Annotated in this window: 18 protein-coding genes; 10 read left to right on the top strand and 8 right to left on the bottom strand. The window is 65.9% G+C overall.

The genetic code is table 11. The annotated features are described in order from the left end of the window. The first annotated feature begins 7 nt into the window (after positions 1 to 7). Positions 8 to 1,387 (top strand): phospholipase A, encoded by a 1,380-nt coding sequence (locus ACQ3C8_RS11670; protein ID WP_428851657.1) that lies wholly within the window; start codon positions 8 to 10, stop codon positions 1,385 to 1,387. A gap of 118 nt (positions 1,388 to 1,505) precedes the next feature. Here the strand turns inward: ACQ3C8_RS11670 and grpE are convergent, their stop codons facing one another. Further along, entirely contained in the window at positions 1,506 to 2,078 is a 573-nt protein-coding gene (gene grpE / locus ACQ3C8_RS11675) for a nucleotide exchange factor GrpE (protein WP_009523399.1), read from the bottom strand. A gap of 235 nt (positions 2,079 to 2,313) precedes the next feature. On the opposite strand from grpE, the gene ACQ3C8_RS11680 reads away from it, so the two are divergent. Next, positions 2,314 to 2,463 (top strand): hypothetical protein, encoded by a 150-nt coding sequence (locus tag ACQ3C8_RS11680; protein WP_009523400.1) that lies wholly within the window; start codon positions 2,314 to 2,316, stop codon positions 2,461 to 2,463. Between the two features lie 13 nt (positions 2,464 to 2,476). Here ACQ3C8_RS11680 and ACQ3C8_RS11685 read toward each other — a convergent pair whose 3' ends face one another. The 3 genes from ACQ3C8_RS11685 to hrcA form a co-directional block, all read right to left on the bottom strand. After that, a complete protein-coding gene (locus ACQ3C8_RS11685; protein ID WP_009523401.1) occupies positions 2,477 to 2,872 on the bottom strand; it encodes an RNA-binding S4 domain-containing protein in 396 nt (131 codons plus the stop codon). Between the two features lie 2 nt (positions 2,873 to 2,874). Continuing rightward, complete coding sequence (gene hemH, locus ACQ3C8_RS11690) at positions 2,875 to 3,990, bottom strand: ferrochelatase (RefSeq protein WP_428851658.1); 1,116 nt, start codon at positions 3,988 to 3,990, stop codon at positions 2,875 to 2,877. 182 nt (positions 3,991 to 4,172) lie between these two features. Next, entirely contained in the window at positions 4,173 to 5,207 is a 1,035-nt protein-coding gene (gene hrcA / locus ACQ3C8_RS11695; RefSeq protein ID WP_009523403.1) for a heat-inducible transcriptional repressor HrcA, read from the bottom strand. Positions 5,208 to 5,311: 104 nt separating this feature from the next. On the opposite strand from hrcA, the gene ACQ3C8_RS11700 reads away from it, so the two are divergent. The 4 genes from ACQ3C8_RS11700 (at position 5,312) to ACQ3C8_RS11715 (ending at position 10,279) form a co-directional block, all read left to right on the top strand. Next, entirely contained in the window at positions 5,312 to 6,223 is a 912-nt protein-coding gene (locus tag ACQ3C8_RS11700) for an NAD kinase (protein WP_009523404.1), read from the top strand. 109 nt (positions 6,224 to 6,332) lie between these two features. After that, positions 6,333 to 8,075 carry a DNA repair protein RecN gene (recN, locus tag ACQ3C8_RS11705; protein WP_428851659.1) on the top strand — a complete coding sequence of 581 codons (1,743 nt, stop codon included), beginning with the start codon at positions 6,333 to 6,335 and terminating at the stop codon, positions 8,073 to 8,075. A gap of 61 nt (positions 8,076 to 8,136) precedes the next feature. Continuing rightward, positions 8,137 to 8,589 carry a hypothetical protein gene (locus ACQ3C8_RS11710; protein WP_428851660.1) on the top strand — a complete coding sequence of 151 codons (453 nt, stop codon included), beginning with the start codon at positions 8,137 to 8,139 and terminating at the stop codon, positions 8,587 to 8,589. 31 nt (positions 8,590 to 8,620) lie between these two features. Then, complete coding sequence (locus ACQ3C8_RS11715; protein WP_428851661.1) at positions 8,621 to 10,279, top strand: S8 family peptidase; 1,659 nt, start codon at positions 8,621 to 8,623, stop codon at positions 10,277 to 10,279. Here the strand turns inward: ACQ3C8_RS11715 and rrtA are convergent. Both rrtA and glnE read right to left on the bottom strand, forming a co-directional pair. Beyond that, positions 10,206 to 10,871: a rhombosortase gene (gene rrtA / locus ACQ3C8_RS11720; protein WP_428851662.1), complete on the bottom strand. Its 666-nt coding sequence runs from the start codon at positions 10,869 to 10,871 to the stop codon at positions 10,206 to 10,208. The two genes, ACQ3C8_RS11715 and rrtA, sit on opposite strands and share 74 nt — an antisense overlap. Further along, positions 10,868 to 13,693, bottom strand: coding sequence for a bifunctional [glutamate--ammonia ligase]-adenylyl-L-tyrosine phosphorylase/[glutamate--ammonia-ligase] adenylyltransferase (gene glnE, locus ACQ3C8_RS11725; protein ID WP_428851663.1), 2,826 nt, complete (start codon positions 13,691 to 13,693; stop codon positions 10,868 to 10,870). Before glnE ends, rrtA begins: the two co-directional genes overlap by 4 nt. 260 nt (positions 13,694 to 13,953) lie before the next feature. On the opposite strand from glnE, the gene ACQ3C8_RS11730 reads away from it, so the two are divergent. From ACQ3C8_RS11730 to tldD, 3 genes are all read left to right on the top strand, one after another. After that, positions 13,954 to 18,093, top strand: coding sequence for a YhdP family protein (locus ACQ3C8_RS11730; protein ID WP_428851664.1), 4,140 nt, complete (start codon positions 13,954 to 13,956; stop codon positions 18,091 to 18,093). Between the two features lie 71 nt (positions 18,094 to 18,164). Continuing rightward, positions 18,165 to 18,986: a carbon-nitrogen hydrolase family protein gene (locus ACQ3C8_RS11735; RefSeq protein ID WP_428851665.1), complete on the top strand. Its 822-nt coding sequence runs from the start codon at positions 18,165 to 18,167 to the stop codon at positions 18,984 to 18,986. A 39-nt stretch (positions 18,987 to 19,025) separates the two neighbouring features. Further along, positions 19,026 to 20,486 (top strand): metalloprotease TldD, encoded by a 1,461-nt coding sequence (gene tldD, locus ACQ3C8_RS11740; protein WP_428851666.1) that lies wholly within the window; start codon positions 19,026 to 19,028, stop codon positions 20,484 to 20,486. A gap of 35 nt (positions 20,487 to 20,521) precedes the next feature. On the opposite strand, the gene ACQ3C8_RS11745 is transcribed toward tldD, so the two are convergent. After that, the gene (locus ACQ3C8_RS11745) at positions 20,522 to 21,232 is read right to left on the bottom strand and encodes a DNA-3-methyladenine glycosylase (protein WP_428851667.1); all 711 of its coding nucleotides are present in this window, start codon (positions 21,230 to 21,232) and stop codon (positions 20,522 to 20,524) included. Positions 21,233 to 21,551: 319 nt separating this feature from the next. Here ACQ3C8_RS11745 and aroG point away from each other — a divergent pair, with 319 nt between their 5' ends. Continuing rightward, the gene (gene aroG / locus ACQ3C8_RS11750) at positions 21,552 to 22,634 is read left to right on the top strand and encodes a 3-deoxy-7-phosphoheptulonate synthase AroG (protein ID WP_037030575.1); all 1,083 of its coding nucleotides are present in this window, start codon (positions 21,552 to 21,554) and stop codon (positions 22,632 to 22,634) included. A gap of 181 nt (positions 22,635 to 22,815) precedes the next feature. Here aroG and ACQ3C8_RS11755 read toward each other — a convergent pair whose 3' ends face one another. Further along, on the bottom strand, positions 22,816 to 23,364 hold the full coding sequence (locus ACQ3C8_RS11755) for a cob(I)yrinic acid a,c-diamide adenosyltransferase (protein WP_428851668.1): 549 nt from the start codon (positions 23,362 to 23,364) through the stop codon (positions 22,816 to 22,818). Between the last annotated feature and the right edge of the window lie 65 nt (positions 23,365 to 23,429).

A 23,429-nucleotide genomic window follows, 5' to 3' on the forward strand; every position in this document is an offset into this window, starting at 1 on the left:
GTTCTTCATGTCTAATGCCCGTCACGTTTCGCCAGTGCGGCAGGTCCGCCTAGTGCGCCACGTCCTTGCCCCGCTGGCTGCAGCCTCCCTTGCGCTTGCGGCCCTCACGCCGGCCCACGCTGCCGTCGCGTTGCTGGCGCCGCCACGCATGGTCGACGGCACGCAGCCGCTTGTCCTGAACCTGCTGGTGACCGCAGATGCCGGGGTACGCGCCTACGACATCCCGGAAACCCTCGAAATTACTGCGTCGGCCGCCCTGCAGGCGCCTGTGCAGGTGATCATGCGCCGTCAGACGGCAGGCCCTTCGGTGATCCGGCTGCGGCGTGGGGAGTACCGGCAGATCGCCTACACCGGGCTCCTGCCGCCGACGCTGCGCGGCGTGGTGAGGATCGAACCAACGACGCTCAATGCCGCGCCGGTACTGGTGACGCTGAATGTCGATCCAGCTGCGGCCGCCAACGTGCGCGCGGCCAACCGGGCTTCGGAAACCCCGCCGGATACGGCTTCGGCCGCGCGCAATACCTCCGTCGATCCAGTCATCGTCCCGGGCCATGAAATCAGTCACGAAGCGAACCAGGGCACAGGCCACGACACCGCGGACAATCTGGCCCATGTGCCGGTCACGCCGGTTGCCGTGGCACCGCCCAATGTCCCTGTGGCCAGCGACCTGCAGGACGAAGGCCGGCTGTCATTCTTTGACCCGATGTACCTGGCCTTCGGCCAGCGTGGCGGCACCAACGCCAAGTTCCAGCTCAGCTTCAAGTACCGGATCTTCCAAGCTGCCACGCCGACATCCAAAGGGCCGATCGACAATCTGTATTTCGGCTACACGCAGTTCTCGCTCTGGGACCTGTCGTCGGAATCGAAGCCGTTCTATGACACCAACTACCGGCCCAGCGTGTTTTACTACCTGCCCGACACGGGCGTGAAAGGCGGCCTGCTGAGCCGTCTGGCATTCGCCGGTGGCCTTGAGCACGAGTCAAACGGCCGCTCCGGTAGCGAGTCGCGCAGTATCAATACGGTGTTCATCAAGCCCACGTTCTATCTGGGTGACCTGAACAGCTGGCACGCGACCGTGACGCCCAAGCTGTACTACTACCTGAGCAAGTCCGACAACCGCGATATCGCCGATTACCGTGGCTACGCCGACCTGCGCCTGGCGTGGGGCAAGCCCGACTCATGGGAACTCGCGGCCACGCTGCGCAAGGGGATGAAAGGCTCGCATTACAGCGCGGACACCCAGGTGTCGTATCCGCTGGCCCAGTTGCTGCCGGGCACGGCGGGATACCTGGTCCTCAGCTACTTCACGGGATACGGGGAAAGCCTGCTGGACTACAACCGCAAGCGCGCCTCGCAGGTGCGCATCGGCTACAGCATTTCGCGCTGACGGCATGCCGCGCCGAGCGGCATGCACGAGATGCCCATGGCCGGCACGCAAGGCGTGCCGGCCATGGGCATGATCCATCCTGCCAGGTCCGTTGCGGACCCGCGGCCGGGTCTGCAGATCAGCGTGGTGCCGAGACGGTCACGAGTGCCGGACGCAGGACACGCTCGGCGATGGTGTAACCACGCTGCAATACGGCTACGACGGTGTTGGGCTCCTGCTCGGAGGGCACCATCGAAATGGCCTGGTGGAGGTGCGGATCGAACTTCTCACCGACCGGATTCAGCTCGACGATGCGCCCTTTCTCCAGCGCCGCCACCAGCTGGCGCTGCGTCAGCTCCACGCCTTCATGCAGCTTGGCCAGATCGCCAGAGGTATCGGCCAGCGCCGCGTGGAGGCTGTCCATGACTGGCAGCAGGTATTCCGCAAAACTCTCGATGGCGAACTTGTGGGCCTTGGCTACATCCTCCTGGGCCCGGCGGCGGATGTTCTCGCTTTCGGCCTTGGCGCGCAGGAACATTTCGTAGTGCTCCTGCGCCTTGATCTGGGCAGCTTCTAGCTGCGTAGCCAGATCGGCGGCCTGCGCGGAACCGACGTGATTGCCGTCGTCCTGCGGCACGGTCTGCTGGGCATCGCCCGCCGCGGCGGCGTTCTGTTGATCGTCGGGAGAAGCGGTGGGTTTCTGGTCTTCCATGGGCATTCACAGGTAAAAAATGATGACGTTGCCACCCTAGATGGCTACGGCACCGGGAATTTCAAGGGCTCGGGCATATGATCGGCACGGCGCCGACAGAGTGTCCGCAGAAAACCCGCAAGGGTAGGCAAAAGTGATGTTCGAAACATCCCCTTACAACGCTTACCCGTCCTGCGTTGTGCGGGATTCGTCCACTTTTTAACATGGGCAGGACAGTTCAACAGAAAAACGAGCCATGAAACTGCCCTTGCTATCCCTCGCCCTCCTGGCCATCGTGGTTGCCGCCACGCTGGTGGTCGTGATGTCGGACACTGTTACGCCGCAGCACTCGGAATACGGCATCGGCCGGATCGCCGCCCGTCACCTGCTCAGCATCACATGGTAATGCCCGACACGGCTCAATCGCGCAACTGTGTCATCCGCCGCCGGTCGCGTTTGGTCGGTCGGCCCTGCAACTGCTCGGCCGGCTCGCGGTACAGCTTGCGCCGCTCCGCTTCGACGGCGCGGGCTGCGCGGCTCGCCTCGCTTTCCTGATACAGCGTCTGCGCCACCGGCGCCGAACCCCGGGCCGCTGGAATCCCGAGCACCTCAATCTCCCAACGCTGCTGATGTGCCACGATCACCAGGCGATCGCCGGGATGCACTTCCTTGGCGGGCTTGCAGGCCTGGCCGTTCAACTGGACATGCCCTTTGTCGACCGCCTCGGTGGCGAGCGAACGTGTCTTGAAAAAGCGCGCACACCACAGCCACTTGTCAACGCGCAAGCGGTTCTCGGGGTTGGTGCCGATCTGCATGGTCAGGCCGCCGCACCCCGCGCCTGGGCACGGCTGCGCTGGGCCTCCAGGGCATGCGGATGCGGCTCGGACAACGGCCAGCCCTGTAGGTGCGTCAGGGTCAGGTCGGCCAAGGCGGCGATCCAGGACGGCGCATCGTTCAGGCACGGAATGAAATGGAAGTCGCCCCCGCCGGCATGGCGGAATTCCTCGCGGCCTTCCATAGCGATCTCTTCGAGCGTTTCCAGGCAATCGGCCACGAAGCCCGGGCAGAACACGTCGACGCGCCCCGTACCAACGCGCCCCAGCTCGACGAGGGTCGGCGCGGTATAGGGCTGCAGCCACTCGGCCTTGCCGAAACGCGACTGGAACGTGATCAGGTATTGCCCCGGCTCCAGGCCAAGCGCCTCTCCCAGCAGGCGGCCGGTCTTCAGGCATTCGCAGTGGTAGGGATCGCCGAGTTCCAGCGTGCGGCGCGGTACGCCATGGAACGACAGCAACAGCTTGCCGCCAGCGCCAAAGTCAGGGCGGCCGTGCCGTTTCCAGTACTCGAGGACGCGGTCGCGCAACGCTTCGATGTAGCCCGGATGATCGTGGAAATGCTTGACGGCCCGCAGCTCCGGCTGATTGCGCATGGCGCTGAATACTTCCGTTACCGCATCGAAGGCCGTGGCCGTGGTGGTGCCCGAGTACTGCGGGTACAGCGGCAGCACCAGAATACGCTCCGCGCCCTGGCGGCGCAGCGCGTGGATCACGGAAGGAATCGACGGATTGCCATAGCGCATGGCACAGGCCACTGTCACTTCGTGTCCTGCAGCCGTCAGGTGCTGTTGCAGCGCATGCGCCTGGCGCTCGGTATGCACCAGCAGCGGCGAGCCGGTCATGTTGGCCTCGCGCAGCCAGACGCTCTCATACTTCTCTGCCGAGGCTCGCGAGCGGAACGGCAGGATGATCACATTGAGAATCACCGACCAGAGCGCGCGCGGAATCTCCACCACCCGTGGATCCGACAGGAATTGCTTGAGATAGCGACGGACCGCCTGTGGCGTGGGCGCGTCGGGCGTACCCAGATTGATCAGCAGGACCGCAGTCTTGCTGATCTGGCCGTGCTGGAATGGCGGTTCGGGAAGAAACGGCATGCGCGTCCGGATTCCTAGTTCAGTCAAACCATTATTCTAGCCCGTGATCGTGAGGACGCACGGCCGAAAAAACGCCGGAAGAACCACACTCGACATGAGCACAGCCGTTCCGGGCGCGATACAGGACCACAAAGGATGCACGGTAACCACAGGCACCTGCGCCGGATGCGGCGCAGTGCGCTCTAGGGATGGCTGAGGGCGCTGCTGAGCAGCCGCGCGGTGATGTCGACAATCGGAATGACACGCTCGTAGGCCATGCGCGTGGGACCGATGACACCAAGCGTACCGACGATCTGGCCATCGACCTCGTACGGTGCCGTGATGATGGCCATGTCCTCGTGCGGCACCAGTTCGCTTTCGCCGCCAATGAAGATCTGCACGCCTTCGGCCTTGCTGGAGACATCGAGCAACTGCAGCAGGCCGGTCTTGCGCTCGAACACGTCGAACAGGCGGCGCAGCTTGTCCATGCTGGAAGACAGGTCTTCCACGCCCAGCAGGTTGCGCTCACCGGAAATCACCACGTCGTCATCGCTGTCGGAGACCGCCCGGCTGCCCGCTTCCACCGCCGCCTGCATGAGCGTGCTCATGTCGGCGCGCAAGGCGTTGAGTTCGCCGCGCAGATGGTCGCGCACCTCGTCGAAGCGCATGCCGGCGTAATGACCGTTCAGGAAATTCGCCGCTTCCACCAGCTGGGACGGCGAGTAATGAATATCGGTCTGCAGGATGCGGTTCTGCACATCACCCTCGGGCGTCACGACGATCAGAAGGATACGGTCGTCCGACAGGCGGATGAATTCGATCTGCTTGAACGCCTGTGAGCGGCGCGGCGTCATAACGATGCCGGCGAACTGCGACAGGTTGGACAGCACTTGCGCGGCCGACGCGGCGGTGCGATGCGGTTCCAGCTGGTGGGCCTGGCGCTGTCCCTGGATCTCGCCGCTGATCATGCGCGCGAGGTCCACGTCATCGAGCGGACGTACCGACAGCATGGTGTCCACGAACAGGCGATAGCCGCGCGGGGTCGGCACGCGGCCGGCCGAGGTATGCGGGCTGACGATGAAACCCATTTCTTCCAGGTCCGCCATCACGTTGCGGATCGTGGCCGGCGACAGGTCCAGCCCCGAGTACTTCGAGAGGGTGCGTGACCCCACCGGCTGCCCCTCGGCGATATACCGTTCGATCAGGGTTTTGAGAAGAGTGTGAGCGCGCTGATCCATGATTCTTGATTTTACGCAAAATTCCCGGGTTCGTGCGGCTGGTGCGTGTAGCGAGTTCCTGCGAAGGCCCACCGTGCTGACAATCTTCATGGGCGTGTGGTCTAATGCCGGGCATGGCATCCAACCGGCTTTCCTTTCATACCGTCGCGCTTGTCGGCAAGTATTACGCCGCGGGCATCGCCGCCCCGCTGCAGGAGCTGGCTGCGTGCATTGCCAGCGCCGGGCACGAGGTGGTGTTCGAGCGCGAAACCGCCCTGAACATCGGCCTGCAGGCCTACCCGACCCTCACCCCGCAGGAAATCGGCCAGCAGGCCGACGTCGCGGTGGTGCTCGGCGGCGACGGCACCCTGCTGGGTATCGGCCGGCAACTGGCCGGGCACGACGTGCCCCTCATCGGGGTGAACCACGGCCGGCTCGGTTTCATGACAGACATTCCCCTGTCGGACATGCACAAGGTCGTACCGGAGATGCTCGCCGGCCACTACGACACCGAGCAGCGCACCCTGCTGCAAGCCCATGTGCAACGCGACGGCGAGACGATATTCTCGGCCCTGGCCTTCAACGACGTGGTGGTCAACCGTTCCGGCATTTCCGGCATGGTGGAACTGGCGGTCTCGGTGGACGGCAACTTCATGTACAACCAGCGTTCGGACGGCCTGATCGTGGCAACGCCGACCGGCTCGACGGCCTACGCGCTGTCGGCGGGCGGACCGATCCTGCACCCGACCCTGTCTGGACTGGTGCTGGTGCCGATCGCCCCGCACTCGCTGTCGAATCGCCCGATCGTGCTGCCGCATGAAGCGGAAGTGCTGATCGAGGTGTCGAGCGGACGCGACGCCAGCGTCAACTTCGACATGCAGTCGCTGACCTCGCTGCTGCCGGGCGACCAGATCGTGGTGCGCCGTGCGGTGCAGTCCGTCACCCTGCTGCACCCGGTCGGCTATAACTATTACGCCACGCTGCGGCAGAAGCTGCACTGGCACGAATTCCCGTCGGCCGAGGACAATCGCCTCTGAGCCGGGTATCCCGCAATGCTGACCTGAAGTGTTGAGTACCGATCCGACCTTCTGACTTGATGTTGTAACCCGAACGCGCCCAACCAACCGCTTCACGACCCCGACACCGATGCTGCGCAGCCTTTCCATCCGCGACTTCGTCATCGTGCAGGCACTGGACCTCGATTTCGCGGCCGGCTTTACCGTGTTCACCGGCGAGACCGGCGCCGGCAAGTCGATCCTGATCGATGCCCTGGCCCTGGCACTGGGTGCGCGCGGCGATGCCGGCGTGGTGCGCGAAGGCGCGGCCCGCGCCGACATCAGCGCCACGTTCTCGACCACACCTGCTGTTGATGCCTGGCTGGCAGACGCAGCGCTCAATGCAGCCCTGGACGCCGACGACTCCGGTACCCTGCTGCTGCGCCGTGTCATCGACAGCAACGGCCGCAGCAAGGCCTTCGTCAACGGCGTCAGCGCCACGCTGGCGCAACTGCGCGAACTCGGCGAACAACTGGTGGACATCCACGGCCAGCACGCACACCAGCTGCTGCTCAAACCCGAGATGCAGCGTCGCCTGCTCGACACCCATGCCGGCCTTGACCCCCTGGCCGCCGATGTCGCCCAGGCCTATCGCGACTGGCGCACCGTGGTACGCCTGCGCCAGCAGGCCGAGCAGCAGTCACGCGAGTTGCAGCTCGAGCGCGAACGCGTCGAGTGGCAGGTCGGCGAGCTGGAGAAACTCGCGCCGCAAGCCGGCGAGTGGACGGAGATCCAGCAGGAGCACCATCGCCTGTCCCACGCCGCGAGCCTGATCGACGGCGCGAGCGCTGCCCTCGAAGCCCTCTCGGAAGCCGACGATGCGCTGCGCTCACGGCTCGCCGCCATCGTCCACCGCGTGCAGCAACTGGCCGACGTCGATCCCGCGCTGCAGGACATCCTCGCCGCACTCGAACCGGCCCAGGTGCAGGTCGACGAAGCCGCCCATTCGCTGGCCCGCTACGTCGACCGGCTCGATCTCGATCCGGCGCGACTCGGCGAAGTCGATGCACGCATGCAGGCGCTGCATGCCGCCGCACGCAAGTATCGCGTTGATCCCGAGGAATTGCCGGCAGAGCTGGCCGAGCGCCAGGCCCGGCTGAGCGAACTCGATGCCGCCCAGGACGTGGAGGCGCTGGCCGCACGTGAACACGAAGCAAAAAACGTCTATCTGAAGATCGCCCGGCAACTCAGCCAGAAACGGCAGCACGCCGCGCAGGCCCTGGCCACCGCCGTGACCGATGCGATGCAGGGCCTGAGCATGGCGGGCGGCCGCTTTGAGATTGCCTTGCAGACACTCGAGGAGGGTCAGGCCTACGGCCTCGAGCAGATCGAATTCCTGGTGGCCGGCCATGCCGGCGTCACACCCCGGCCGCTGGCCAAGGTGGCGTCCGGCGGTGAGCTGGCGCGCATCAGCTTGGCCATTTCCGTGATCACCAGCGAAGCCTCGCCGACACCCACGCTGATCTTCGACGAAGTCGACACCGGCATCGGCGGCGCGGTCGCCGAGGTCGTTGGCCAGCGTTTGCATGAACTTGGCGGGGCGCGGCAGGTCCTGTGCGTCACTCATCTGCCGCAAGTCGCGGCACGAGCCAATCACCATTTTCTGGTCAGCAAGGAAACTGCTCACGGCGCCACCCGCTCGCATATCGCCGTACTGGACCGCGACGGCCGTGTCGGTGAAGTGGCGCGCATGCTGGGCGGGCTGACCGTGACCGAAGCCACGCGCCAGCATGCCCACGAAATGCTGGCAGGGCCCTCTACCCCGCCTGGCACGGCAGCGGGGGACACACAGCGGGCAAACAATACGCGCGGCACGCGCCGACGCACCGGCTGAACCATGCCGCGGCCCTCCCTGCCCACGCCATGCCGCCCAGCCCTATTTCGAGGACAACATCATGATCATCGCCAACACCCGCTGGATCGCCGGCCCGCTGCTGGCCGCCACGTTGCTTGCCGGCTGCTCGCAGACCCAGTCGGCACAGCCGCTTGACCCTGAACTCGCCAAGATGGTGATGCCTGATCCCGGCCCGCCCACTGGCCGGCCGCTCGGCGAGCTGCTGGTCCGTTTTGCCATGCCGGTGACCGACAAGGCTGGCGCCAACGCCCTGGTCGCGCGCCTGAACCGCACCATCCACCGCGATGAGCCGGCGCTGCAGCTGCGCGTGCTCGATGCCGTCTCCGGCGGCAACTGGCGTATTGCCATGAGCGCCGCCACCGCAGACCTGACGGCCGAACGTGCGCTGACCATCGTGCGCGCCCTGCCGGAAATCCAGGCCGCCGAGCCGGACCGCCTGGTGCAACCGCTGCAGCCATCCCCCGGCACGCCCCGGACCCCGGCGGCCAAATAACCTTCAGCCACTCTCCTTGCGCGGAACCACGATGAAAGCCAATCAGAACCGTCGGTCGCTCTCCCCCACTGCGCGCCTGTGCGCAGGCATCATCATCACCAGCGCAGCGGCCGCCCTGCTGCTGCCCCTGCCGGCACTCGCGCAGGCCAAGCGTCCCTTGGCCGAACCCGTGCGCTACACGGGCGACATCATGGTCAAGTGGCGCGACGAGGCGGGCGCCAGCGCGACGGGGAGCAACACTGCCGGCACCAGTGACAAGCTGCTGACCGTCGCTTCCGCCACCGGCTTGCCGCTGGCGCTCAAGCGCCCGCTGTCCGGCCAGAACGCGTTGGTCTCGATCAAGGGCATGAACCCTGCCGAAGCGCCGCGCGTGGCCGAGGCACTGGCCCGCGATCCACGCGTCGCGGCGGCCGAGCCCGACCGCTGGCTGCAGCCGATGCGGCTGCCCAGCGACCCGGAATTCAATGCGCAGACCAATCTGCATGCACCGGCCGGGGCGAACCTCGGCGGCGCCAATCTGCCGGCTGCATGGGATCGTTCGATCGGTTCCACGGCGATCGTGGTAGCAGTGATCGACACCGGCGTCCTGCCGCACCCGGACCTGCAGGGCCGACTGCTGCCCGGCTATGACTTCATTGCCGAAACCGCGCGCGCCAACGATGGCGATGGCCGCGACAGTGACCCGACAGATGCCGGCGACAGCGCCACCGCCGCGGAATGCGGGAGCGGCTCGCCAGGGATCGGCGCCAATGGCAACAGCTGGCACGGCACGCGCGTGGCCAGCGTGGTCGGCGCCATCACCAACAACGGCAGCGGTATCGCCGGCGCAGACTGGAACGCGCGCCTGCTGCCGGTGCGCGTATCGGGCAAGTGCGGCGCGCGCCTGTCCGACGTCCTCGATGCCATGCGCTGGTCTGCCGGCCTCGCGGTCACCAACGTGCCAAACAATCCGACGCCGGCACGCGTGCTCAATATCAGCCTGGGCGGCGGCAGCTGTTCGTCGTTCGAGCAGCAGGCCATCGACGATGTGGCCGCGGTGGGCACCGTGGTGGTCGCAGCTGCCGGCAACACGGCCGGGGCGCCGGAAGCGCCGGGCAACTGCGCGCGCGTGGTCAGCGTGACCGCGCATGTCGACAACGGCGACAACGCACACTACGCCAGCGTCGGCCCCGAGGTCACCATCAGTGCGCCGGGCGGCGGTTGCCCGACGCTGCAGACGACCTACACCAACGGCACGGCATCGTGCGCGACGCCTTCCTTCATCCGCACCCTCAGCAACAACGGGGATACTCCCGGCAGCTATACCGTGGTGAATTCGCTCGGCACCAGCTTCGCCGCACCGCTGACCTCTGGCGTGGTTTCGATGATGCTAGCGCTGCGGCCCAGCCTGACGCCCGCGCAGATCATCGACGGCTTGCGCCAGAGCGCACGCCCGCATCCCGCCAATACCTACTGCAGCTCGGCAGCCGGCGCTGGCAAATGCGGTGCGGGCCTGCTCGACGCGAATGCAGCCCTCGCCTACGCACAGAATCCGGCCGGCTCGGGTGGTGGATCGGGCGGCAGTGGCAATACCGGTGGCGGCGGCGGTGGTGGCGGCGGGTCCGTACCGCTGTGGCTCAGCGCGCTGCTGTTGCTGCTTGGCGCCGGCGCATGCGCCATTGCCCGAAGCACCACCACAGCGCGCCGCTGACCGTACCGAGGCCGTGCGCCACACGTACCACGCCGAATCCCCAGGCGGGGTCGTGTGCCACGGGCGAGAGCCACGACTGCTCGAACCACAGCTTGACCAGCACGCCCGCGCACAGCACCACCCCGAGGAGGCGCAAGCGCTGTGACGTGATGCTTGCGCCAACCGCTTCGGAAGACGGTCCACCCTTTTCAGCGGATACGGCCGGACCTGGCCGCGTCGCCAGCGTGATGCCAAGCCATAGCGCCAGGCCGTGCAACGCGCCCGACAGGCCGGCATACCACCCAACTTCCGGCACGCGCAGCAACGCTACCGTGACGGCCAGCCCGCACACCAGCAAGGTCAGCATCAGTTGGCGCAGCGATAATGCCGCAGCCGTTCCCAGCAAAATCAGTCCCGCAGCCGCCATGCTGTTGGCCGCCCAGTGCGCCCAGGTGAGATGCACCCACATGGCCGTGGCGAGCCGCCAGACTTCACCACCCAGCACCAGCTCGCGCCGGTAGGTCCCCCATTCGGCGAAGGCTGGCAGCGTGAAGACTGCAGCCAGCGCGGCCACGCCACCGGCCAGCGCCAGCGCGCAAGCGAATCGCGTCATCCTTCGAATACCGCGTGCCAGAGCGCACGCACATGACCCGCGGCCTCGGCGAATTCCTCGAGCGGCACGCGTGCGGGGGACTGGCCATCGTCAAGCCGCAACTGGTGCTGGCGTGCCCGGAACTGCCGGTACGCATCGGCCACGCGACGCGCCAGCGTGGCATCGATCAGGCCAAGCGCACCGGACATGTGCAGCAGCGCGATATTGCCGGCATTGCGCCGCAGGACGGGATGCGTACGGCTGTGCAGCAGGACCAGATACTGCACAGTGAACTCGATGTCGACCATGCCGCCGGTGTCATGCTTGAGGTCGAACATGTCGCTCGCATGCGCATGGCCTTCCGCTACCTTGGCGCGCATGGCGACGATTTCCTCGCGCAGCGTGGCGGCGTCGCGCGGCTGTGCCAGCACCTCGTTGCGCACCTCCTCGAAACGCGCGCCGATCTCGCGGTCGCCGGCACAATAGCGCGCCCGCGTCAGCGCCTGGTGTTCCCACACCCAGGCAGCGTTATCACCTTCGCGCAGCTGATAGCGGCGGAATGACGGAAAGCTGGTGACCAGCAGGCCGGCCGCACCGTTGGGACGCAGGCGCGTATCAATGTCGAAGAGGATGCCAGCCGCCGTGTGGCTGGTCATCCAGGTGATGACGCGGCGCGCGAAGGTGGCATACACGTCGGGCGCGCGCTCGTCTTCGTCGTCGTACAGGAAGATGATGTCGAGGTCGGAGGCATAGCCCAGCTCCTTGCCGCCCAGCCGTCCATAGGCCACCACGGCAAAGCGTGGTGTATCGCGATGGCGTTTCGGCAGCTGCTGCCAGACCGTCTCGAGCACCACATCGAGCATGGCATCGGCGAGGTCGGAGAGCCGGTCGCCGATCTGTTCGACGGTGAGCACGCCCTGCAGGTCCTGCAACAGGATACGGAAGGTTTCGGCATGATGCTCGCGGCGCAGGATATCCATCTGCGTCTCGACCTGCCCGTCGGACATCGCCAGCTGGCTGGTCAGCCGCTGGCGGAAGGCCGCCCAGTCGGGCAGTGCCATCAGCGCATCGGTATCGAGCAGCTCGTCGAGCAGTTGTGGATGCCGTGTCAGGTAATCCGCCGCCCAACGGGAGGCATGCAGGGTATCGGCGACGCGCGCCATGGCCTGCGGATACTCCGACAACAGGGACAGATAGGAAGCACGCCGGCTGATTGCTTCGAGAAAATCAAGGAAGCGCCCCATGGTGCGATCGGGATGATCCTGCTTGGCGGAAAGTTCGAGCGCACGCTCGACCAGCTGGTCGAACCGCAGCCGGCTGCTATCCGGCATGGCGCGGTAGCGCGACGCCTCGCTGGTGGCACGCAGGCGCGCCAGCAGCGCTTCGGCGTCGTCGTAGCCGAGGTTCTGCAGGGCGGCGCGGCAGGTTTCGGCGCTGGCCTCGCCCTGGAGGCATTGCTGCCAGATGCTGCCGCACTGCCCGCCTTCCTGGCGCGCGGCAAAGGTGGCTTCGAACTGCTGCTCGACGCAGTCAAGATGCGGCTGCAATGCGGCCAGCAGATCGTCATAGCTGTCCATGCCCATCATCGCGGCGATGGCCTGCTGGTCAGCGGCGGAGGTCGGCAGGTGATGCGTCTGGGCGTCGTCGAGATACTGCAGGCGATGCTCCAGCTGGCGCAGGAAACGGTACGCCGTGGACAGTTCCACGACCGCCTCGGGCGCGAGCAGACCACGCGCTTCGGCAAGCGCTAGCACCTGCAACGTGGGCCGCACGCGCAGCGACGGGTCCTGGCCGCCGCGGATCAGCTGGAACACCTGGGCGGTGAATTCGATCTCGCGGATACCGCCGCGCCCCAGCTTGATATCGAAAGCCCGCTGGTTGAGCGCATGCCCGGCCAGCCCGGCCTCGCGCTTGCCGGCCTCGGCACGGATCTGCGCATGCAGCGAGCGGATTGCCGAGATCACCCCGTAGTCGAGGTAGCGACGGAACACAAATGGCGTGGTCAGCTGCTCGAGCAGACCCACCGCGTTGCGGCTGTGCGGGCTTTCCACGGCGGACACCACACGCCCCTTGATCCAGGCATAGCGCTCCCACTCGCGCCCCTGCACCATGAAGTACTCTTCCAGCATCGCCAGGCTGCAGGCCAGCGGACCTGCGTCACCATTGGGCCGCAGGCGCATGTCCACGCGAAACACGAAACCGTCTTCGGTGACATCCGCAAGCATCTGGATCAGGCGCCGCCCAAGACGGATGAAATACTCATGGTTGGACAGGCTGCGCTTGCCGCCGGCGGTCTCGCCCTCCTCGTCATAGAGAAAGATCAGATCAATATCCGACGAGACATTCAGTTCGCGCCCGCCCAGCTTGCCCATGCCGACGACGATCAGTTCCTGGCGTTCGCCGCTCTGCTCGCCGACCGGGTAACCCACCTGCGCCGCCATGTCCGCCGTGAGTTGCGCCAGCGCCGTCCGCACCGCGCACTCGGCTAGCAGTGTCATGGCTTCGGTCACCTCGGCGAGGGTCATCAGGCCGCGTAGGTCACGCTCCATGATCAGCGCCATGGTGTCCTGCCGCAACCAGCGCAGCGCCTTGCCCAACGCGGCATCGCCCGGCCCCACGGCAGTTTCGGCGCGTTCCCGCAGAGGGATGAGCCGTGCTTCCAGCCACGCCGCATCGAGCGGCTGGCCAGATTGCGCCGCTTCGGCCAGGGATGCCGCGCAGGCCGGCCGAGCCGATACAATGCGGTGCAGATAACGCGAGAAACGCGGTGCCAGCAATGCGCCGCCAGCGTCACCGGATGGCACCGGGCGCGCGGGGAGTCGGGAAAACAAGGGTTCTGACATGAGCGGAAATCGGAGGAACCGGCAATGCCGGCTGGCGGTCTGTTCATCCATCCCGGTGCGCATGCGCCGGGAAAGCACATCGTTTGCCCCGCACTTCGGTCAACAGGATCAATGCGGGCCACGCACAAGATGATGCCGATGCCGTGCGGCCCTGCCGAATGGGTTGCGCCGCCGGAATCCGTACCGCTGGCCGGAACCGCTTCGCCTCATTTTGATCGCGCCCTTAGTCAGGCACTACAGTATTGACGGATAATCTGCCCATGTCCAGCCGCGCGGCACCGCCCGCTCCCGCCACTCCGCCGACGCCCGCACCGCCCCGCAGCCTGCTGCGGCGGATAGCGCGCATTGCCGTGCGGGTGACGCTCGTGCTGGCGCTGCTGGCCGTGGCTGGCGTCGCGGCATTGCGCTTCGTAATCTGGCCGCAGGCCAATGTCTCGCACGCCTGGCTGGAGCGCGAACTCTCCCAGCGCCTGCAGATCCAGCTGACCATCGGCCAACTGGAAACCTTCTGGGATGGCTGGCGGCCAGCCTTCCGCGTGCGCGCACTGCGCGGCATCGATGCCGGGCGGCGTGACGTACTTGCTGCCGGCATGCTGGAAGGCGCGGTGTCATGGCGATCCATATCGCATTTCACACTTCTGTTCCACACGCTGCGCATCGACCAGGCCGATGTGCTCGTACGCCGCGACAAGCAGGACCAGCTGCATGTGGCGGGCGTACCTGTCAGCCCTGGCCCGGCCTCGGACAACAACCCGGCGCTCGGCTGGCTGCTGCAGCAGGGAAAGCTGACCGTGCAGGGTGCCAAGGTCCGCTGGCTCGATGAATACGCCAACCAGCCAACCCTCGAGATCGGCGACATCACGCTCGAAACCTCGCGCCGTACGCTGTACCACAAGGTCCAGCTGCGCGCGCATGCGCAACCGCTGTCGCCGGCACCCATCAGCATCTCGGCCGATTTCCGCAGCGCGCTGCTGGGCAGCGCCGGCGACTGGCGTACCTGGCATGGCCAGAGCAGTTGGGATGTCCAGGGCCTGCGCATGGCAGCCCTCACGCGTTACCTGCCGCCCAGCCTGCGGCCCGCCACCATGCGCAGCGGCAGCCTCACCAGTAGCGGCAGTGCCGAGTTCAACGACGGCACGATCATCCGCAGTCAGCTGCGCATGCGCGTGCAGGACCTCGCTATGCAATGGCGCGCCGATACCGATCCGATCCATCTACAGAGCGGCCAGGCCTTCCTGGTTCACCACGGCAACAGCAAGGGCGAGCATTCGGTCGTACTCGACCACCTGCTCTGGCGCGCCGCGCACGAGGAAGGCGTACCGGCACGCCGCACGGACGCGGCAACGCGCGAAGAGCAGGCCGAACTGCTGCCGCCCCGCAATGGCCTGCGCAATGTCACCTTCGGCTGGGCTCTCGGGCCGGACCAGCGCTTCCGGCAATTGTCCCTGAAGGCAGCCGAGATCGATCTCGACGCTGTCCGCAACCTGGCCATTCGCCTGCCCGTGGCGCCGGCCGCACTCGATACCATGCGCCGCCTGCAAATGGGGGGCCGCGTGGAGAACCTCGATCTGTCATGGCGACGCGAGGCCGGCCACGCCACCGAAGGCACGCGTACGGGGCTGCGTTACTCGGCCCGCGGGGCCTTGCGCAACGTCCGTTTCGATGCGCTACCGCAACTGCCAGGCAACGATCCGCGCCAGGCCGAAACGCTACGCACACCCGGCGCAGCCGGCCTCACCGGGCATTTCGAAGCCACCGAACGCGGTGGCGTGGCAACCTTCGACAGCCAGCAACTGACGCTGACGCTCCCCGGCGTCTTCGACGAACCCCAACTGGCCCTTGACACATTGCAGGGACGCCTGCAGTGGCAATGGCATGGCGACAAGCTGGAAGTGCGCAGCGAGCGCATGAGCTTTGCCAACGCGGACGCTGCCGGCTCGGTCAGCGGCGCATGGCGCAGCAGCGGCAAGAGTCCGGCCGGTACGCTCGATATCAAGGGACGTCTCGACCACGCCCATGTGCAGCAGGTGCCGCGCTACCTGCCTTCGGCGATCTCTGCCCATGTGCGCCACTACCTCACGGGCGCGCTGCTTGGCGGCGAGGCCCGCAACGTCACGTTCGTTGCGCGCGGTGACTTGGCCGACTTCCCGTTCCATGACAGCAAGCAGGGCGAATTCCACGTCAAGGTGCCCGTCGAAGGCCTCACCTACCAGCCTGCCCCTGCGGAACTCGAGAACGGGCAGCCCGCCTGGCCGTCATTCGAGGGCGGCTCCGGTCAGGTCGTGTTCGAACGGCGCGGCATGCATTTCGTGGTCGAGCGCGCCAACATTGTTGGTGTCTCTGGTGTGTCGGTCGCCAATGTCCAGGGACAGATCGACGATATGGATGCCGCCGACTCCGCATTGCGCATCACCGGTCAGGCCAGCGGCACGATGCAGGGATTCATCCAATACGTGAACCGCAGCCGGCTCGGCGCATGGTCTGGACAGCTCACCGCGCAGTCGCGCGCCACCGGCACGGGCGATCTCGCGCTCTCGCTCGACATGCCGCTGCATCATGTCGCCCAGACCAAGGCAAATGGCAAGCTGCGCCTGGTCAACAGCGATCTCTCCTTGCTGCCCGACCTGCCGGCCTTCATGCGCACCAACGGAGCCATCCTGATCACGGAACGCGGCCTGACGCTGGAGGGCATGCGCACCATGTTCGCTGGCGGTGAACTGCTGCCGACGGGCGGCACACAGCGCGACGGTTCGACCCGTTTCGAGGGCAAGGGCCAGATCTCGGCCCGTGGCCTGCAGGCGCTGCGCGGCGATCCGCTAGGGCCGCTCGGCGCACGGCTGAGCGGCAGCGCGCCCTATACAGCTGCGGTCAGCTTCCAGGGCGGGCGCGTGGCGGTCAGCGTGGACAGTACACTCGAAGGCCTGGCGATCGCCCTGCCGGCACCGGTCGGCAAGAACGCCGCCCAGGCGATGCCGCTGCGGGTCGAGCTGAAACCTGGCAACGCTGGCGCCAGCAGTCCGGACACGCTCAGCGTGCAGCTCGGCCAGGCCATCCAGGCCCGCTACGAACTGCAGCGCGCAGCTGGCAACCTCAAGGTCGTGCGCGGCGGCATTGGCGTCAACCAACCAGTACCAGCGCCTGCCAGCGGCGTATACGCTGACATCAACCTGCCCGAACTCGACCTCGATGCCTGGCGTGATTTCAGCGCGACGCTTGCCGAGACGCCGGATGACTCCGCCGACAATGACTACATGCCCACGCGCATCCAGTTGCGCGCCACGGCGGTGCGCATGTTCGACCGCCGCATCGATGACGTTGCGGTCCAGGCGACACGCGACCGCGACTGGCGCATGCAGATCCACTCGCGCCAGATCGAGGGCACTGCGATCTGGAACGACGCCACGCCACAAACCCCAGATGGCAAGCTGACATTGCGATTGAAGCGCCTGCTGATCCCGCAAGTGCCGGAAGCGAACGTGGTGGACGAAGCCTTTGCACGGCGCGCGGAAAGTCTGCCCTCGCTCGACCTGGTCAGCAACACGCTCGACATCGGCGGCAAGGCGCTGGGCAAGCTCACTATCGTCGCCCGCAGTGAAAAACAGGATGGGCATCCGGTCTGGACGCTCGACCGCCTCGCGCTCCAACAAGCAGCCGCCACCTTCGAGGCGCGCGGCAGCTGGCGCATTCCGCGCCGCCTGCGCAGCGAACCGGATCCCGAACGGCGCACCATCCTGTCGTTCACACTGACCATGCGCGATGCCGGCGCAATGCTCGACCGGCTCGGCCTGCAGCGTATGCTGCGCGGTGGCGATGGCACGCTCGAAGGCCGACTGGCCTGGCAAGGTTCACCGATGGCCATCGACTACCCGTCGCTGACCGGACGCCTGATGCTCGATGTGAAAGATGGCGTGCTGCTCAATGTCGAGCCAGGTGCAGCGCGCCTGCTCGGCATTCTCAGCCTGCAGGGGCTGGCACGGCTGGTGACGCTCGATTTCCGCGGCGTCGCCTCGAGCGGCACCGTCTTCGACGCGACCACCGCCAGCGCCGAGGTGCGCAACGGCATCGCCACGACCAATGACTTCCGCATGCGCAGCCCGCAGTTCACCATGGAAATGAAGGGCTCGACCAATATCCCGGCTGAGACGCAGCAACTGGAAGTCACCGTGCTGCCCAAGATCAACGCTACCACGGCGTCGCTTGCCACCACCTTCATCAACCCGGCCATTGGCCTCGGTACGCTGGCCGCCCAGTTGCTGTTTGCCGACCAGGTTTCAAGCGCTTTCCGCCAGCAGTATCGGATCTCGGGCAGCTGGAGTGCCCCGGACATCCGCAAAGTGGGCGACAATAGCGGTTCAAGCAATACTGCGGACACCAGCCAGCACAGCCCCGCCAGCAACTGAGCCGTTTGCGGCACGTGCGGCCAGCGGCGCAAGCGCCGCGACTGGTCTGCACTCTGAACTGGAGCTCCGTCATGTCGACGCCCCAAACATTCCGTGTCGCCGCCATCCAGACGGTGACCCGCCTCGACCTGCAGGACAATCTCGCACGCGCGACCGAACTGATCGCCGATGCCGCCCGCCAAGGCGCGCAGCTGGTACTGCTGCCCGAGTATTTCTGCATGATGGGCCGCCAGGATGCCGACAAGGTCGCCATCCGCGAGGCCGACGACGATGGTCCCATCCAGCGTGCACTGGCCGACGCAGCGCACGGCCACGGCATCTGGCTGGTGGGCGGCACGCTGCCGATGTGGTGCCCAGACGACCAGCGCGTGCACAACAGCTCGCTGGCCTTCGATCCGCAAGGCAAACGCGTGGCACGCTACGACAAGATCCACCTGTTTAGCTTCGCGCGCGGCGAGGAGTTCTACGACGAATCGCGCACCATCCTCGCCGGCGCCACGCCGACCACGTTCGACGCACCGTTCGGCAAGGTCGGCATGTCGGTGTGCTACGACCTGCGTTTTCCCGAACTGTACCGGCGCATGGCGGCCGACGGCGACCTGGCCTTGATTCTCATGCCGGCCGCCTTCACCTATACCACCGGCAAGGCGCACTGGGAGATCCTGCTGCGCGCCCGCGCCATCGAGAACCAGTGCTATGTGCTGGCGGCCGCCCAGGGCGGCAAGCATGAGAATGGACGCCGCACCTGGGGCCACTCGATGCTTGTCGACCCATGGGGTGATATCGTTGCGGTATTGCCGGAAGGCGAAGGCGTGGTCGTCGGCGACATCGATGCCGCCCGCCTCGCCGAAGTGCGCCAGAATCTGCCGGCGCTGCGCCATCGCGTACTGTAGAGACGGCCCGAGCCTGATTCATTGAATACAAGGAACATCATGACCCCGAGCGACCTCGGCATCCGTAACCTCGCGACCGCCAGAGACCTGCTGCTGACTCCTTACGGACTCGACGAGAGCCAGTTGCAACGCGTGCTGGCGGATATCTTCACGCACAAGGTCGATTACGCCGATCTGTACTTCCAGAGCACGCGCAATGAAGCGTGGAGCCTCGAGGAAGGCATCGTCAAGTCGGGCAGCTTCAGCATCGACCAGGGCGTGGGCGTGCGCGCCGTGTCCGGCGACCGCACCGCCTTCGCCTACTCCGACGACCTCAGCCTGCCGGCGCTGCAGCAGGCCGCCGCGGCCACGCGCACCATCGGCAAGAGCGGCTCGGGCCGGGTCAAGGTAGCCGGCACGCTGGCAGCCCAGCCAGGCCGCGACCTGTATCTGCCGAACGATCCGCTTGACTCGCTGGGCGCCAGCGATAAGGTAGCGCTGCTTGAACGCGTGGAAAAGATGGCGCGTGCTAAGGACCCGCGCGTGGTGCAGGTGATGGCCGGCCTCGCCGGCGAATACGATGTCGTACTGGTGGCGCGCAGCGATGGCGTGCTCGCGGCGGATGTGCGGCCGCTGGTACGCGTATCAGTGACGGTGATCGCCGAGCAGAACGGCCGGCGCGAAACCGGCTCGTCAGGCGGCGGCGGCCGTTATGCCTACAGCTATTTCACTGACGAGCGACTGCAGCAGTATGTGGACGAAGCCGTGGCTTCGGCGCTCGTCAACCTGGAATCGATTCCTGCCCCCGCTGGTGCCATGACCGTGGTGCTCGGTGCGGGCTGGCCGGGCATCCTGCTGCACGAGGCGGTGGGCCACGGCCTGGAAGGCGACTTCAACCGCAAGGGTTCCTCGGCCTTTGCCGGCATGCTCGGCGAGCGCGTGGCCGCCAAGGGCGTGACCGTGGTGGACGACGGCACGCTCGCCAATCGCCGCGGTTCACTGAACCTCGACGACGAAGGCAACCCGACGCAATGCACCACGCTGATCGAGGACGGTATCCTGCGCGGCTACATCCAGGACACCATGAATGCCCGGCTGATGAAGATGCCGGTGACTGGCAACGCGCGCCGCGAAAGCTACGCCGCCCTGCCGATGCCGCGCATGACCAATACCTATATGCTGAACGGCGACAAGGATCCGCAGGAAATCATCGCCAGCGTGAAGAAAGGCCTGTATGCCGCCAACTTCGGTGGCGGCCAGGTCGACATCACCAATGGCAAGTTCGTGTTCTCGGCCAGCGAGGCCTACCTGATCGAGGACGGCAAGATCACCGCGCCGGTGCGTGGCGCCACACTGGTCGGCAGCGGTCCCGAATCGCTCAAGCACGTCACCATGATCGGCAACGACATGCGTCTCGACCCGGGCATCGGCGTGTGCGGCAAGGATGGCCAGAGCGTGCCGGTAGGCGTCGGGCAACCGACGCTGCGCATGGAAAACCTGACGGTAGGTGGAACGGCCTGAACAGTGTGAAGGGGCGTCATGCACGCAGGACGCCCTCAGTCCAATACCATCCCGTCGCGGTCTACCCAGTCATAATCACGCCCAACCTGCTGCCCGCGCCGTAGCGGGTTGCGCGTGCAGTACGCAGAATAGGCCGGGTCCACATAACGATAGCGCAGATGCTCGTCGCGTCCGTCCGGAATACCCAGGCGCGCCGTGCACAGCAGCCGCTTGGGCGACTCGCCGACATCTTCCACGAAGAGTTCCGCCGGGTCGAAGCGGCGCGCATCCCACTCGGGCACCTTCAGTCCGAGCGCGCGGCATAGCAGCGTCTGCCCCGCGCACAGCCGTGCCACGGGTCGTGGCCTGCCCGCGGCATCGGGATTGAGCGCCAGCATGCGGGCCAGCGCCTCGGGCCCGGATACCGCATCGACCCACGGATGCGCGGACTTGATCAGCACTGCATTACCCGGTCCGCCCGCGCTGAAATTGAGCGAATCGCCACCACGTGCGTAGTACATGTACACCGTGCCGCCATCCATGAACAGCGCGCGGCGCTTGTGCGTATAGCCTAGCGATGCGTGACTGCCCTTCTCGTCCAGGTAATAGGCTTCGGTCTCGATGATACGCGCTGACAGCCACAGGCCGTCGAGACGGCGCCGGATGACCTTGCCCAGCAATTCGCGGGCGAGCTGGCTCGCATCGCGGTCGAAAAAGCTATCGGGAAGGGCCGGCCCGGGTGTCGGCGAATGGGGGATGCTTGTCATACCAAGGCAGACCATCTGACGGAATGTGACGGTCATTTTACAGTGCAAGACTGCGCCGCCCGGCGAGCCCGGCCTTGCCAAACCCCGACAAAGAGTGCTATAAAGCAGCTTCGTACTGAAAACCGCAACCCGACACAACCATGTCCGCCAAGTTTTACTTTTACTTTTTTGGCTATCTCACACCGCTGGCGGAAAGAGAGGATCGGTAGTACGCGACGAATTCGAAAAAACCGCCAGCCAACGCGCTGGCGGTTTTTTTTTGACCTCGCCCAATCTGATTTGCACTGAACACACCACCCAGAGACATCCCCCGGAGCCCATCATGCCGAAGAACACCGACGACTTACGCATTCGTGAACTGAAAGAGCTACAACCGCCCGCGCATCTGATCCGCGAGTTCAAGTGCTCCGAAAATGCCTCGGATGTGATCTACGACGCCCGTCAAGCCATGCACCGTATCCTGCACGGCATGGACGACCGCCTGATCGTCATCGTCGGACCATGCTCGATCCATGACACCAAGGCAGCCATGGAATATGCGCGCCTGCTGCGCGAGCAGCGCGACCGCTTCGCCGGCGAACTGGAAATCGTCATGCGCGTGTACTTCGAAAAGCCGCGTACCACGGTGGGTTGGAAAGGCCTGATCAACGACCCGTACATGGACGGCAGCTTCAAGATCAACGACGGTCTACGCATCGCCCGGGAACTGCTCCTCAATATCAACGAGCTGGGCCTGCCGGCCGGCACGGAATTCCTCGACATGATCAGCCCGCAGTACGTGGCGGACCTCGTCAGCTGGGGCGCCATCGGCGCGCGCACCACGGAGAGCCAGGTGCACCGTGAACTGGCCTCCGGGCTGTCGTGCCCGGTGGGCTTCAAGAACGGTACCGACGGCAACGTGAAGATTGCCGTCGACGCCATCAAGGCCGCGAGCCAGCCGCACCATTTCCTGTCGGTCACCAAGGGCGGCCACTCGGCCATCGTCTCGACCAGCGGCAACGAGGACTGCCACGTCATCCTGCGCGGCGGCAAAGCACCGAACTACGATGCGGCAAGCGTGCAGGAAGCCTGCGATGCGATTGCCAAGTCGGGCCTCGCGGCGCGTCTGATGATTGATGCCTCCCATGCCAACAGCAGCAAGAAGCACGAGAACCAGCTGCCAGTGTGCGACGACATCGCTCGCCAGCTTGGCGCCGGCGATCAGCGCATCATCGGCGTGATGATCGAATCGCACCTCGTGGCCGGCCGCCAGGACCACGTGCAGGGGACGCCGGTCGAGAACCTCACTTATGGCCAGAGCGTGACCGATGCCTGCATCAACTGGGACGACACCCTGAAGGCGCTGGAGTCGCTTGCCGCCGGCGTACGCCAGCGGCGTCTGGCCGGGAATGGCGGCAACTGATCTGCACGCCTGCGGCACTGCGACAGTCATCACGCGGCACGAAAGCGGCACTTGGGCCAGCAACAGAGCCCGCACCGGCAGATGAAAAAATGGCGTGTCGATGGACACGCCATTTTTTCTTTCCGGCACAGGCAGCGATCAGCGGCGTGCAAGGCTATCCGACGCGACGGTTGCGCCCTCTCTAGGTCCGCTCGCGCTGCCACAGTACGTCCGTGCCGCCATCCGCACGATTCAATACACGCGCCAGCACGAACATCAGGTCCGACAGCCGGTTCAGATACTGACGCGCGCTGTCGTTCACGGTTTCGGTGCGCTCCAGCGCCACCACCGCGCGCTCGGCGCGGCGGCATACCGTGCGGCACACGTGCGCCTGCGCCGCGGCGCGGCTACCCCCAGGGAGAATGAATTCCTTCAGGCGCGGCAGAGTGGCGTTGTGTTCGGCGAGCCACGCATCGAGCTGCGCCACGCGCTCGGTCTTGAGCAGCGTATAGCCGGGAATGCACAACTCCCCGCCGAGATCGAACAGGTCGTGCTGGATCTCCAGCAGAGCGGTGCGGATGCCGTCTGGCAGCGTTTCCGTCAACAGCACGCCGATGTGCGAGTTCAGTTCGTCGACCTCGCCCAGGGCGTGGATGCGCAGGCTGTCCTTGCCAGTACGCGTGCCGTCGCCAAGTCCTGTTGTGCCATCGTCGCCGGTACGCGTGGCGATCTTGCTGAGGCGGTTTCCCATGCGTGCGTCCTGTGAAATACAAAATGACAAGGCCGCATTATCGCCGGAACGCTGCGAGGCTCGCT

Source organism: Imbroritus primus, assembly GCF_964332355.1.
GTDB classification, from domain to species: domain Bacteria; phylum Pseudomonadota; class Gammaproteobacteria; order Burkholderiales; family Burkholderiaceae; genus Imbroritus; species Imbroritus primus.

Excerpts from the sequence above, each read along its gene's own strand:
- ACQ3C8_RS11670 (WP_428851657.1), top strand. The coding sequence starts at position 8 with ATGTCTAATGCCCGTCACGTTTCGCCAGTGCGGCAGGTCCGCCTAGTG.
- grpE (WP_009523399.1), bottom strand. The coding sequence starts at position 2,078 with ATGGAAGACCAGAAACCCACCGCTTCTCCCGACGATCAACAGAACGCC.
- ACQ3C8_RS11680 (WP_009523400.1), top strand. The coding sequence starts at position 2,314 with ATGAAACTGCCCTTGCTATCCCTCGCCCTCCTGGCCATCGTGGTTGCC.
- ACQ3C8_RS11685 (WP_009523401.1), bottom strand. The coding sequence starts at position 2,872 with ATGCAGATCGGCACCAACCCCGAGAACCGCTTGCGCGTTGACAAGTGG.
- hemH (WP_428851658.1), bottom strand. The coding sequence starts at position 3,990 with ATGCCGTTTCTTCCCGAACCGCCATTCCAGCACGGCCAGATCAGCAAG.
- hrcA (WP_009523403.1), bottom strand. The coding sequence starts at position 5,207 with ATGGATCAGCGCGCTCACACTCTTCTCAAAACCCTGATCGAACGGTAT.
- ACQ3C8_RS11700 (WP_009523404.1), top strand. The coding sequence starts at position 5,312 with ATGCCGGGCATGGCATCCAACCGGCTTTCCTTTCATACCGTCGCGCTT.
- recN (WP_428851659.1), top strand. The coding sequence starts at position 6,333 with ATGCTGCGCAGCCTTTCCATCCGCGACTTCGTCATCGTGCAGGCACTG.
- ACQ3C8_RS11710 (WP_428851660.1), top strand. The coding sequence starts at position 8,137 with ATGATCATCGCCAACACCCGCTGGATCGCCGGCCCGCTGCTGGCCGCC.
- ACQ3C8_RS11715 (WP_428851661.1), top strand. The coding sequence starts at position 8,621 with ATGAAAGCCAATCAGAACCGTCGGTCGCTCTCCCCCACTGCGCGCCTG.
- rrtA (WP_428851662.1), bottom strand. The coding sequence starts at position 10,871 with ATGACGCGATTCGCTTGCGCGCTGGCGCTGGCCGGTGGCGTGGCCGCG.
- glnE (WP_428851663.1), bottom strand. The coding sequence starts at position 13,693 with ATGTCAGAACCCTTGTTTTCCCGACTCCCCGCGCGCCCGGTGCCATCC.
- ACQ3C8_RS11730 (WP_428851664.1), top strand. The coding sequence starts at position 13,954 with ATGTCCAGCCGCGCGGCACCGCCCGCTCCCGCCACTCCGCCGACGCCC.
- ACQ3C8_RS11735 (WP_428851665.1), top strand. The coding sequence starts at position 18,165 with ATGTCGACGCCCCAAACATTCCGTGTCGCCGCCATCCAGACGGTGACC.
- tldD (WP_428851666.1), top strand. The coding sequence starts at position 19,026 with ATGACCCCGAGCGACCTCGGCATCCGTAACCTCGCGACCGCCAGAGAC.
- ACQ3C8_RS11745 (WP_428851667.1), bottom strand. The coding sequence starts at position 21,232 with ATGACAAGCATCCCCCATTCGCCGACACCCGGGCCGGCCCTTCCCGAT.
- ACQ3C8_RS11755 (WP_428851668.1), bottom strand. The coding sequence starts at position 23,364 with ATGGGAAACCGCCTCAGCAAGATCGCCACGCGTACCGGCGACGATGGC.